Source organism: Photobacterium sp. R1, from assembly GCF_054600795.1.
In genome coordinates this window covers 284,520-295,603 of record NZ_BAAHZP010000007.1, presented here as the reverse complement: position 1 = coordinate 295,603, position 11,084 = coordinate 284,520, and the positions used below count along the sequence as shown (strand labels likewise).

The window sequence follows — 11,084 nt, the reverse complement described above, 5'->3', positions numbered from 1 at the left end:
TTTGATTCGGTATTAGTGTTTACGGCACAATGGTTTAGGTTAGGCGGTAGCGTTGTTCACCCCTTAACGCAGCGTTATGTTTTTGGAGAGATAATGATAATACGAGATATTCAGGAGGCAGATTGGGAACAGGTGTATCAACTCATGGAAGATAATATGCTCGAAATGCAGCTTGAGCTAGGACTGAAGTGGGATGGAGAAGCCATACTAAAATTCTATAAACGAAAGTCAGTTATCGTTATAGAACAAGACTATAATATTCTAGGTTTCATTGCTTTCCATCAAAGTGATGATTTCCACTTCATTGACTCCTTGCAAGTGGCTAAACAACATCAAAATGGACTTCTGGGTGGTCGTTTACTTAAAGCTTCGCTTTTACAAACTAACTTGCTACCTAAAGTCAAAAGTGTTCGGTGTTGTGTGTTTGAAAATAACCCTGCTGAGAGCTTGTATTATTCTGCCGGCTTTCAAGAGTTAAGTCGTACTAATGGGGTCTTAACTTTAGAGGTGCCCCTAAGTCAGTTGGCTGGACGCTTAAGGTTAAAAACATAACAAACAATTTAAGAGGGATTCCCAACGCTTGGCATTTTTGGTTCTACGTCAACTTTAGTGTTTATGGCACAATGCTTTAGGTTGGGTGGTAGCGTTGCTCACCCCTTAACGCAGCGTTATAAAGCTCGAAGAAAAAGGATATTTCGTGGAAATTAGAACAGGTAAACTTGAAGATGTTGCTGATATCACAGATATCTTTAATTTTTATATTGAGCACACAAATGCACGCTTTGAAGAAGTTCCATTTACTCTGGAAAATCGTCAGGAATGGTTTTCTCAGTTCTCTAGCACGACCAAATATCAACTATATGTGGCTATAGAAAACGGCGTATTACTAGGTTTTGCATGTTCCCAACAGTACAGAGCAATTTCAGCTTTTGACGACACCGTAGAAGTTACCGTTTATCTGGCACAAGAAGCTAAGGGGAAAGGTTTAGGTTCTAAACTATATACTCAGTTGTTCTCATCAATTAGTGCTTATGGTGTCCATCGTGTATTGTCGGGTGTTGCATTACCAAACGACGCATCAGTTGCATTACATAAACGGTTTGGTTTCAGAGAGGTCGGTGTTTTCAATGACTATGCAAAGAAACATGGACAGTACATTAGCTCGGTGTGGTTAGAAAAAGCATTTAACGTAGAGTCCGCTTTATAACAAACAATTTAAGAGTGATTCGGCACGCGTGGCATTTTTATTATGCGTTGGTTTTAGTGGTTAAGGTGGTATGCGGAAGCATCGGTATTGCGTGCCTCACACCTTAATTGGACGTTACACGCAAAAAGGAGATAACAATGCGTAAATTCTTAATGGCAATGGGAACTGCTTTCCTTGCTTCTTGTGCTTCAACTTCGCCTAGTAGTAGCGTTACCAGCGTTAATGTCGAGTTGCCTCATAATGTTAAATGGTCGGTTGTGTCGGATCGTGCTGATAACTCTCAATACATAAAAGAGTGGGTGCCGGAAGGTGAAAGCCCAATAACATCCAAATGGATAATCACCGAACAAATGTTAACGCTAGGGTCTAAAACATCGGCAGAGTCATTTCAAAAGCAAATGTTCTCTCTATCCAAGCAAAGTTGTACGGATGTTTTGTTTAACGGCCCTCAAGAAATTGATGTTAGTGGTCACAAAACATCCGTCGGAAGAATCATGTGCGCGAGTCAGCACGGCAACCCATATGGCACCTTTACCGACCAGCGAGTGGTTGTTGATGGAATTACTGCGTATGTTGTTACCAGTGAGCTAAGAATTCCAGCATCAAAAAAAGCAGGTGTTTTAGCGTTTGGCAAAGACCAACTTGAAGAAATGAAAGAGTTTATGGCATTACAGGGTGCTTCTTCAAAGTTTGTTCGTGAGTCTGTAAAAATACAAGTTCAGTGATATTTGCGTATAACAAAGCCATTATGAATGGGACGCAAAAAGCTTGGCTTCGCTCCTTCGCCGCTAATTTTAGCCAAGCTTTTTCGCGCCCCATATGGCGGCGTTATGTGGCAGGAGAACATATTGGACATTGAACAGTTCGAGAATTAACTTGAGGTCGCTCTTGATAATTTGGAATTTGATGAATGGTCTGTATGTAGACTGAGAATGGAATTTTCGGAAAGAATAATATCTACGGTGGATTCCTTTAGATTAGTTGATGAAGTTTTAGAAATTGCATTGAGACAGTCAGATTCTTACGCAAAAAGTAGTTGCTTGGCACTTGCTTATGATCTTTCGTTAAAATCCCAAACGACAGAGCTATCAAATTCTAGACAAGCGTTATTACTAAAATAAAAAGTAACGCAGAGGAAGCTATAAAAAAAGAGCTTAATAGTTTACTTAAATACTACCGCATTGAGCTAGCCACATAACAAGGCGTTCAAGTGGGATTCATGCCGCGTGGCATTTTTACTATGCGTTGGTTTTAGTGTTTAAGGTGGTATGCGGCAGCATCGGTATTGCGTTGCTCACACCTTGACAGGGCGTTATAAGGCTTAGGGAATGAGATCTACTGCCAGAACTTGGCTTATCGAAGAAAAAATCGGTTTAATTTCGAAACAAGAGCTCATCGATTTAGCTGATAGATATATAGCGGACCACGACGACTTTCCAGATTGGATGATTGATATTTCAACTGGTTCCTCTCTTGAATTTCAGGATCAGCTGGATTTGATTATCTATCCAATAAACATGAATGATTGCAAAATAATAGCTCAGCGAATGTTAGATTTTCTTGCTTCAGATGAAATCTCATTGAAAGAATTAGGTAAGGCTTGCGAGCAAATGTACCTCTCACTTGAATGGGGATCAGATTCGTTCAGCTATTTTATTTGGATTAGCGATGAGATTAATCTTAATGAACAAGGCTACAAATCAACGGCCAATATTGATCAAGCAGTTAAGGAGGCTTTGTGCAAAATCAGAGCCTTATAACAAGTCAATCATGTTCGCCCAACAAGTTGGGCTGGTACGCGCAAACTGCGCGCGCCCCATATTGAAGCGTTATATTATTGAGGGAACATGAAGCTTCATATCACGGGGAATGCAGGTTCTGGTAAAACGACGTTGGCTAAACAATTAGGGCAAGCCTTGAACATACCAGTCCAGAGTTTAGATAGCGTAGTTTGGAGAGATGGATGGGTTGCAGCTTCAAGAGAGGAGCGTGCATCGGGTGAGCAAAAACTAATTAAACAGAAACAGTGGATTATTGAGGGGGTCTCCAAAGCAGTTCGAGATAGCGCTGACTATGTCATTTTTCTTGATGTCCCAAGGCATATTTGTGTAGCACGTTGTATTAAGCGTAATCTACCTTACCTGTTTCGTTCTCGTCCTGAGCTTCCTGATAACTGCCCAGAGATTCTGATAATACCGAGATTATTCAAAATTATTTGGAAGTTCCCAAAACTAGCTAAACCCAATATTTTGCAGTCTATGAAGCACAAGAAAGGCGTTGTGATCAGTAAGGTGGTCAGTGCAGATGAGCTTGTAGTAAAAATAAAAGCTGACCTAAGCGCTTGTTGTAGATAAAAATATAACAAACTGTTTAAGAGTGATTCGCAACGCGTGGCATTTTTACTATGCGTTGCGTTTAGTGTTTAAGGTGGTATGCGGTCGCATCGGTGTTGCGTTGCTCACACCTTAACAAGGCATTAAAGGGCAAATATGAAAGCGAAGTTTGTGCGCACAGAAGGTACATATCTTGAAGCAACTCTCGAAATTGAGGGGGTGCAGTATTTTGTAATGGACGAGTTAACCGTAAATGTAGAAAGTATGCCGAAGATAGGTGACATTTTTGATTTCGAGTTTTCGAACTTACTTGACGAAGATGAAACTTGGGAGTCCTTATTCGAATCAAACCCTGACAAGAAAAAGTGTATTGAACAAATTTCGGGTTGGAAATACAGAGCTTTTGGTGAAATCATTTCAATAAATCCAGTTAAAGTGGATTGCGGTGTGTTGATAGAAGAAGACGTCATACATACACACGATCCGAAAGTTATAGGTGAGTATATTAGTTTTACAATTAGTAGACTAGGTGGCAATGCCCTTTAACAAGGCGCTTAAGACGGACTGCAAACGCGTGGCGGTTTTAGTTCAAAATTGGTTTTTGTGTATACGGTGTTTATTTTGAGTATAGTGGAGCGTTTGCAACCACTTAGCTTGGCGTTATATACCTATTCAAGGACGGAGGGAAAAATGGCCAAATCGACGGTTATTACAATTGAAGAAGAGTTTTTTAAACTGAACTATCTTAGTGGACGTGCCCCAAAAACTACTGATGAAGAGTCCAAAGATGCCTTTGCTATGTTGTCAGAATATTCAAATGGAGGTGTCTATATTGGTCACTACGATGGTTACAGTGAGTGGGAACGACATTCACACGGCGATGAGTTGGTGCAAGTTTTAAGAGGTCAAACGACGTTGGTGTTACTTGTAGAAGGTCAAGAACAGCGAAATGAGCTTTCTAAAGGGCAGCTGTTAGTTGTTCCCCGAGGTATATGGCACCGCTTTGAGACTCCAAATGGTGTGCAGGTCATGACAATAACTCCTCAGCCTACAGACCATCAAATAGAGCTTCCAATCGGTATATAACAAAGCGTACAAGACGGATTCACAACGCTTGGCAGTTTTGGTTTGAATCAGCTCTAGTGTTTACAGCACAATGGTTTAGGTTTGGTGGCCGCGTTGTTCACCACTTAACGCGGCGTTATGAGTAAAGAGAGACCATGAGCAAGGAAGTGCAAATTACACTCACTGAGGATGAAGCGTGGGTTCTGTTCGAATTTACTCGCAGATTCAGTGATACCGATAAACTAGGCATTGAAGACCAAGCCGAAGAAAGGGCTCTTTGGAATTTATGCTGTGTCTTTGAAAAGGCTCTACATCAAGATTCTGATCTTAAATATACGGACTTTATTGCTGCATGCAGAGATAGGCTTCGTGATGAAGAGTAATAAGCAACACATAACAAACAAAGACAGCATCGCCCTGCGGGCTGGACGCGCTAACGCACGCCGCTGTTTTGGGCGTTAGCTGTATTACGGAGTAAGCACGATGATTACAATTAGAAATTACAGCGTAGAAGATGCCAAAGCACTATGGGATATTCACTTTTATACAATTCGGAATATTAATATTCGTGACTATTCTCAAGCTCAAGTCGAAGCTTGGGCTCCAGAACGTCTAGATTCGTCAGTCTGGGAAAAACGGATGAAAGGGTTGTCTCCGTTTGTTGCTGAAATAGACGGTGTCATTGTTGGCTACACAGATTTGCAAGCTAGTGGGCTTATAGACCATTTCTTTTGTCACCATGAGTATCAAGGCAAAGGTGTAGGTAAAGCTTTAATGAATCATGTTTTTAAAGTTGGCAACTCGCGGGGTATAAAACGTTATTTTTCTGAAGTCAGTATTACTGCTCGCCCATTTTACGAACACTTCGGTTTTAAAGTAGTTCAAGCCCAAGAAATGGAAATCCGTGGTCAAAAACTAAGAAACTTTGTCATGGAAAAATACAGCTAACAAAGCGTTTAAGGCAGATTCGCAACGCGTGGCATTCTCAGTTTAAATTGAGTTTTGTGTTTAAGGTGTAATGGTTTAGGTTAGGTGGTAGCGTTGCTCACTACTTAACGCGGCGTTAGAGGTCAGCAGGATGATCATGCAAGAATTTAAGCTCGACAAAAAATTCATCACGCTAATGAAAGTATGCTTAGTAGTTTTTTTAGCATTTTTGGCGTTAGGATTTTCTTTGCCCTTTTTTCCTGGCGAGAACGAAGGAAATCCAAATGGCACACTGATGACTACGGTAATGTGTACAGTGGTCTTTGGGTTCTTTTCAATTCTTACATGGCGTACTTTAAGAAAGCTACCATTCGCAGACGTTGCAGCTGATGATGACGGAGTTTGGTATATGCACATCGGAAAAGAAAAAGGACTAATCGCTTGGGAGAAAATCCATAAAGTAAAAGAAAGGCCTTATATGCAACGTCTAGAACTGCGGGGCACCGACAACCAAGAATTGCTTAGAGTTGAATATCAATTACTTGGGTTTGAGATACTCCGGGAAGTATTAAATGAAAAGGCTGGTGCGCAAAACAAAGATCTTGACCAGTCCAGCTTCTCTAAAGGGCCGTTTTACCATCTGTTTTATTTGGTGTGTGTAATCGGTTTTTCTGCATTAGGTCTCTATGTAGGGAAAATCGGAAATCCTCTATTGGGCTATGGTGCGATGAGCGCTCTAGTTATCTTCATTATCTATGAATACCTAGTAACAGCAACAGGCGTCCAAGTGACTGGCAATAGTATTAAGGTGGCGTACCCTTTCACCAAAAGAAATATTCCATTAAACGATATTGATGATGTTATTATTTCTGATGAGTTCCACAAAGGCAATCGAATACCAGAAGTTTGGATAATTACCAAGAATGTAAAAAAGCCATTTAAGCTGAAGCAGCTTGGTGCTGACTCTAATCTTGTATATAAGACCCTAAAGAGGGCAGCTAAATTATGAGTCAAAGCCCCCCTCTAACAAGGCGCTGCTGCCGGAAAAACTTTCCGCTGCGCTCCAAATTTGCCGCAGAGCGAGACGTTATGTGTGCTCGGATTTTTTGAATTATCTGCCTGTATCAAGTAAGACAGTAAAAAAGGCAGTAAAACCGAAGTATCTGGTATCAAGGAGTGTGCCGCGATAATATTGCAGTTCCTCCCAGTGCCAAAAACTAGCCGCCAGGTGCAGCAAGTTCGTAGCATCTTTCGGCGCAATATTCAGGTCCCGCAGGCTTGGTCAATTGTGGCATTCTTGCGGTCAAACTAACCAAGTTGTGGCTCCGCTTGCGCTCCGCATCGTGTTTCAAAGGGGCAAAGCGTGTCGCAACTTAACAAGCCTAGACCCGACCCAAAACGCTCACTTTGTTCGCGTTCCGGTCGGGTGCTTGGGGCGTTAAGTTTTATTGAAAGTTAATCAAGAGGTATTAGTTGTGTGGGATCAAATTCTTGAACTGCCTGCAATCGTGCAAGGAGCATTAGGTTCAGCTCTATTTGCAATGGTTTTATGGTGTTTGAAACGAGCTGGAACTGTAGTTTTTGAAAAAATGACCTTTCTCGATAGAAAGATGAAAATTAACAACATCAATGCTCAATTACTAAGATGTAAAGCACTAAAAAATGGTGAGCCAACCATGATTACATTTGCTTTGATTGGCTTGATCTATTTAGCTCTGGCAAATATTTTAAAAGCAATTATATGTTTACTAGTTGGCTACATTCTAAGTAGCCGAATAGATATATTTACAGACATAAGCATCATGTTCTCTCTATATTTCCTATTGCAAGCTTTAATTTGTGTAAGTGATAACAAAGATGGTCCAAATTATGATAATAAAATTGAGGAGCTAGAAAGAAAATTGAAAGAACTCGAAGTGGCGCATAAATAAACTTAACAAACTGTTCAAGAGTGATTCGCAACGCGCGGCATTTTTATTATGCGTTGCGTTTGGTGTTTAAGGTGGTATGCGGCTACATTGGTTTGTGTTGCTTACCCCTTAACAGGGCGTTAGTTACTCTAATAAATATCAACATTAAGTCATGATATTCCAAAAAGTACTAAGTTCCCCTTAGAGTAATAATATGATGGTAATTAATGCATGAAGAAAATATTAGCAATTTGTTTTACTTTGATCTTGTCTATAGGGTTTGCTAACTACTTTATTTTGCAAAGTAAAGTAGTTAATAAAATAAATTCAGATAATCGAAATGATGGTATTGAAGTTTACGTACATTATGAATGGTTTGTTAATCCAAGCAGCATTGTATTTGATATAAGAGAAGTTCCATTGGAAAAAAGTGCAATGGATGTGTCACGGGTGTTACTGCAATCGTCAGAGGCCCTAAAAAACAACAGCTTTCAGAGAGTAATACTTTCACATAATGGAAGAAAAAAATTCATGTTGGAAGGCGATTTCTTCAGGTCGACGGGACAAGAATACGGAACTCAAAATCCTATGTATACGTTACGAACACTCGCTCAAAATGTATATAACCTTGATGGAACAAAAGCATTTCCAACCTGGACTGGTGGGATGTTAGGAGTTTTAGGCAAGCAAATGGAAGATTTTGCGGAGTTTAATAAACAATGGTACGCCAACTCTTTGGCTACCAGTAACTAACAAAACATTTAAGAGAGATTCACAATGCTTGGCCTTTTTTGTTTGGACTAGCTTAGTGTTTACGTCACAATGTTTTAGGTTGAGTGGCAGCGTTGCTCACACCTTAATGTGGTGTTAAATGCCTAAGGAAATATTATGACTTGGAATTTCGTTCAAGAGAAAAACGTAGCAGAATTGATAACTAAACAAGTCGTAGAACAGGGGTTACCTATTTTACAAGTGATTCATTATTCAGATGATCATTCGTGGGCTTTCATGTGTGGTACGACTAGTAATCCTTCAGATACATTGATTGTAAGTATGGAACAAAGCGGTATCCTTTGATGGTTCTCTTCACGAGATAGCGGCTATGCCTCCCGGCTGCATTGCCAGCCGTAATAACATAAAAGAGAATTGGGTGTACGAAAAAGTAGACGGCATATAACAAATTACTCAAGAGTGATTCGCAATGCGTGGCATTTTTACTATGCGTTGCGTTTTGTGTTTAAGGTAGCCTGCAGAGGCTTCGGTATTGCATTGCTCATCCCTTAGCGAAGCGTTCGCAATTTTGGAAATTACATGAATAAACTGATGGTTGTTGTACTCCTTTTCATTTCGTTAAAAGCATTGGCAAATGTAGAAGCACCAGAAATGAGTGACGAAAATGGGTATGTTGAGCCTTTTAAAATGTTTGAAAACTTGTACTACGTCGGTGATAAGTGGGTATCGTCGTATGCTGTCGACACATCATCCGGGCTGGTCATTATAGACTCTCTTGATTTTCCATATAGCAAGTGGATACCCGCCAACCTTAAAAAGCTGGGATTAGAGGATAAGCCAGTAACCCATATTTTCGTCACGCATGGGCATTCCGACCACGTTGGGGGCGCAGAGTATCTCCAGTCTATGTATGGTTCCAAAGTGATGATGACGAAGAAAGGACTTGAGTTAGCCATAGAGCAAGCAAATAAAAGTAGGGGCAATAATAAATTCTTGCCCCCAGATGTAAAATCGTTCGCCCAAGACAGCTCCAAGATATTGGTCGGTGATACTGAGTTCAAATTTTATATTACGCCAGGGCATACAGAGGGCGATCTGTCCATCGACTTTATGGTGAAAGATAATGGCCAGTTCTATCGGGCATTTGTCGTGGGGGGACACGGAGCGAATTTCCAAAAGCCGCACCTCGCAAAGACGTTTTTGGCGAGTATGGCCCGAATCAAGAAGCTGGCTGCTGAAAGCCCATCAGTTACGGTTAATTTATCGAATCATCCACATAAAAATAATTTGTTTGCTAATCGAGATAGAAAAACAAAGGTCGGATCGCCAAACGCATTTATTGATGGAGAAAGTATTTTTCGGTTTGTAGAACAGCAAGAAAAACAAGCCATTGAAAAACTTAAAGAGGTGCCTGATATGAGCGATTCGGACAGTGCTAACAAATCAATACAGCCGACCACTGATACCTCGGATGATTGAAACGTTAAATTACAAGGAAACACATGGGCAGATTTTTTATTTCATTACTCGCACTCTTGGGTGTAGGCACGACCTATGCCTCGGAGATTTTGCCGAATGCGGCTCTGAATCAGAAGACAATCCAAGCTCTGATTGAGGCAGGTTCTAACCCGTTGAAGCCACATCCATTCAGTCGCAGCTTACTGCTTCGTTAGTTTACAAACGTAAATCATGAATAAGGGGGCACTATGTCCGAAAAAATCATTCAATCCTCGGTAGCAACTGTTCAGATTGGTGTGGCTCGAGCTGATGGCAAATTGTCCATCACGGATTCAGACGTTACTTTTGTACCGTTTAACCAACAATTTGGATTGGGCCCCTATAGATTCAGCCGGCATGAAATTGCTTCCGTAGTGCAGTGCTTCGGGAAAGGAGGCGGCATCATGCCGGTCACGAGAGATGCAATTCGAATCACTTTATCCAGTGAGCAAGTTTACGAGTTCATCATTGCAGAACCTAAACAATGGGTGAAAGCATTGAGTGAAACAGTCCGCTGAATCAATGACCTGGCTTCAAGAGCTAAAATCATACAGGCGGTCAGACTTCACGATATTTCAACAGCTTGCCACGTATCTGTATATAAAGTCGTTCAGCTGAAATGCGAATGAAAACATGACCTGAAAAAGTGACAGGCCAGGAACTACACTTTTTACATGACCCTGAAATCTTTGGCGGGAGTTGATGTGAGCGTTCGTGGTTTCAACAAGAGGCCGAGCCAAGGTGTAAGTCAACGCGCATCCGCGGGATGTTTGCTCCTTGTATATGATCGGGCGGGCCATCGAGTGGGAGGCTAAGTCATGTTTCGTCAGGAGCAATTCATAGAAGACTGTATCAGAGCGATAGCTGAAGGTCGTGAGGCCGTGAATGAGGTTGTATCAGACGCCGTTTCTGATGGCGCCGGGATAATGTCTGAGCTTGGCGAACCTCAGCACGCAGGTCTTTTTCCGCTCTACCGATCACCCAATCTAACCATTATCAATTTTGCCTGGGCGCCATGTATGAGCCTGATGCCGCATAATCACCAGATGTTTTCAGTGGTTGGTATCTATTGCGGCAGAGAAGATAACGTTTTTTGGCAGCGAAAAGAGAACACGATTGAAGCCGTGGGTGCAAAATCTCTGGGGGCCGGAGACGTTGCAATCCTGGATAGTTCGGTGATTCATTCAGTCCTGAATCCAATTGGTAAAATGACTTGCGCGCTTCATGTATACGGTGGCGACTTTTTTGAACCTAAGACTCCGAGAAGCGAATGGGATCACGAAACGCTGATTGAGCGGCCTTGGAATGTCGACAGAGTGAAGACGCTTTTTAAAGATGCTGAGGCCAGATTTAACGCGACGAAAACGTCGCAGGGCTAATCAGCATGTGGGGATGAGTCGGGACTCATTGAAT

16 protein-coding genes are annotated in these 11,084 nt (G+C 41.4%); all 16 read left to right on the top strand.

All coding sequences use genetic code 11. The features are described from left to right. Positions 1 to 552: GNAT family N-acetyltransferase (locus tag ACYP03_RS14210; protein ID WP_459780556.1), on the top strand; the 552-nt coding region annotated here is incomplete at its 5' end. Positions 553 to 697: 145 nt separating this feature from the next. Further along, complete coding sequence (locus ACYP03_RS14205; RefSeq protein WP_248140564.1) at positions 698 to 1,207, top strand: GNAT family N-acetyltransferase; 510 nt, start codon at positions 698 to 700, stop codon at positions 1,205 to 1,207. Positions 1,208 to 1,344: 137 nt separating this feature from the next. Then, entirely contained in the window at positions 1,345 to 1,932 is a 588-nt protein-coding gene (locus ACYP03_RS14200) for a hypothetical protein (protein WP_459780555.1), read from the top strand. Positions 1,933 to 2,535: 603 nt separating this feature from the next. Beyond that, positions 2,536 to 2,967, top strand: a complete 432-nt coding sequence (locus ACYP03_RS14195) for a hypothetical protein (protein WP_459780553.1) — start codon at positions 2,536 to 2,538, stop codon at positions 2,965 to 2,967. A gap of 87 nt (positions 2,968 to 3,054) precedes the next feature. Further along, positions 3,055 to 3,561 (top strand): P-loop NTPase family protein, encoded by a 507-nt coding sequence (locus ACYP03_RS14190; protein ID WP_459780551.1) that lies wholly within the window; start codon positions 3,055 to 3,057, stop codon positions 3,559 to 3,561. Positions 3,562 to 3,696: 135 nt separating this feature from the next. Continuing rightward, on the top strand, positions 3,697 to 4,086 hold the full coding sequence (locus ACYP03_RS14185; RefSeq protein ID WP_459780550.1) for a hypothetical protein: 390 nt from the start codon (positions 3,697 to 3,699) through the stop codon (positions 4,084 to 4,086). A gap of 144 nt (positions 4,087 to 4,230) precedes the next feature. Continuing rightward, positions 4,231 to 4,626 carry a cupin domain-containing protein gene (locus tag ACYP03_RS14180; protein ID WP_459780548.1) on the top strand — a complete coding sequence of 132 codons (396 nt, stop codon included), beginning with the start codon at positions 4,231 to 4,233 and terminating at the stop codon, positions 4,624 to 4,626. A gap of 134 nt (positions 4,627 to 4,760) precedes the next feature. Next, the gene (locus ACYP03_RS14175) at positions 4,761 to 4,988 is read left to right on the top strand and encodes a hypothetical protein (RefSeq protein WP_459780546.1); all 228 of its coding nucleotides are present in this window, start codon (positions 4,761 to 4,763) and stop codon (positions 4,986 to 4,988) included. A 100-nt stretch (positions 4,989 to 5,088) separates the two neighbouring features. Beyond that, a complete protein-coding gene (locus ACYP03_RS14170; RefSeq protein WP_459780543.1) occupies positions 5,089 to 5,553 on the top strand; it encodes an N-acetyltransferase family protein in 465 nt (154 codons plus the stop codon). Positions 5,554 to 5,689: 136 nt separating this feature from the next. Further along, on the top strand, positions 5,690 to 6,541 hold the full coding sequence (locus ACYP03_RS14165; RefSeq protein WP_459780542.1) for a hypothetical protein: 852 nt from the start codon (positions 5,690 to 5,692) through the stop codon (positions 6,539 to 6,541). Positions 6,542 to 7,007: 466 nt separating this feature from the next. Then, positions 7,008 to 7,463: a hypothetical protein gene (locus tag ACYP03_RS14160; protein WP_459780539.1), complete on the top strand. Its 456-nt coding sequence runs from the start codon at positions 7,008 to 7,010 to the stop codon at positions 7,461 to 7,463. 210 nt (positions 7,464 to 7,673) lie between these two features. Beyond that, on the top strand, positions 7,674 to 8,195 hold the full coding sequence (locus tag ACYP03_RS14155) for a hypothetical protein (RefSeq protein ID WP_459780537.1): 522 nt from the start codon (positions 7,674 to 7,676) through the stop codon (positions 8,193 to 8,195). A gap of 135 nt (positions 8,196 to 8,330) precedes the next feature. Next, the gene (locus ACYP03_RS14150; RefSeq protein WP_459780536.1) at positions 8,331 to 8,519 is read left to right on the top strand and encodes a hypothetical protein; all 189 of its coding nucleotides are present in this window, start codon (positions 8,331 to 8,333) and stop codon (positions 8,517 to 8,519) included. A 234-nt stretch (positions 8,520 to 8,753) separates the two neighbouring features. Then, positions 8,754 to 9,653, top strand: coding sequence for an MBL fold metallo-hydrolase (locus ACYP03_RS14145; RefSeq protein WP_459780533.1), 900 nt, complete (start codon positions 8,754 to 8,756; stop codon positions 9,651 to 9,653). Between the two features lie 227 nt (positions 9,654 to 9,880). Continuing rightward, positions 9,881 to 10,189 (top strand): hypothetical protein, encoded by a 309-nt coding sequence (locus ACYP03_RS14140; RefSeq protein ID WP_459780531.1) that lies wholly within the window; start codon positions 9,881 to 9,883, stop codon positions 10,187 to 10,189. A gap of 300 nt (positions 10,190 to 10,489) precedes the next feature. After that, on the top strand, positions 10,490 to 11,050 hold the full coding sequence (locus tag ACYP03_RS14135; RefSeq protein ID WP_459780530.1) for a hypothetical protein: 561 nt from the start codon (positions 10,490 to 10,492) through the stop codon (positions 11,048 to 11,050). Positions 11,051 to 11,084 lie beyond the last annotated feature (34 nt).

Excerpts from the sequence above, each read along its gene's own strand:
- ACYP03_RS14185 (WP_459780550.1), top strand. The coding sequence starts at position 3,697 with ATGAAAGCGAAGTTTGTGCGCACAGAAGGTACATATCTTGAAGCAACT.
- ACYP03_RS14175 (WP_459780546.1), top strand. The coding sequence starts at position 4,761 with ATGAGCAAGGAAGTGCAAATTACACTCACTGAGGATGAAGCGTGGGTT.
- ACYP03_RS14170 (WP_459780543.1), top strand. The coding sequence starts at position 5,089 with ATGATTACAATTAGAAATTACAGCGTAGAAGATGCCAAAGCACTATGG.
- ACYP03_RS14135 (WP_459780530.1), top strand. The coding sequence starts at position 10,490 with ATGTTTCGTCAGGAGCAATTCATAGAAGACTGTATCAGAGCGATAGCT.
- ACYP03_RS14195 (WP_459780553.1), top strand. The coding sequence starts at position 2,536 with ATGAGATCTACTGCCAGAACTTGGCTTATCGAAGAAAAAATCGGTTTA.
- ACYP03_RS14145 (WP_459780533.1), top strand. The coding sequence starts at position 8,754 with ATGAATAAACTGATGGTTGTTGTACTCCTTTTCATTTCGTTAAAAGCA.
- ACYP03_RS14190 (WP_459780551.1), top strand. The coding sequence starts at position 3,055 with ATGAAGCTTCATATCACGGGGAATGCAGGTTCTGGTAAAACGACGTTG.
- ACYP03_RS14200 (WP_459780555.1), top strand. The coding sequence starts at position 1,345 with ATGCGTAAATTCTTAATGGCAATGGGAACTGCTTTCCTTGCTTCTTGT.
- ACYP03_RS14165 (WP_459780542.1), top strand. The coding sequence starts at position 5,690 with ATGCAAGAATTTAAGCTCGACAAAAAATTCATCACGCTAATGAAAGTA.
- ACYP03_RS14140 (WP_459780531.1), top strand. The coding sequence starts at position 9,881 with ATGTCCGAAAAAATCATTCAATCCTCGGTAGCAACTGTTCAGATTGGT.
- ACYP03_RS14150 (WP_459780536.1), top strand. The coding sequence starts at position 8,331 with ATGACTTGGAATTTCGTTCAAGAGAAAAACGTAGCAGAATTGATAACT.
- ACYP03_RS14180 (WP_459780548.1), top strand. The coding sequence starts at position 4,231 with ATGGCCAAATCGACGGTTATTACAATTGAAGAAGAGTTTTTTAAACTG.
- ACYP03_RS14155 (WP_459780537.1), top strand. The coding sequence starts at position 7,674 with ATGAAGAAAATATTAGCAATTTGTTTTACTTTGATCTTGTCTATAGGG.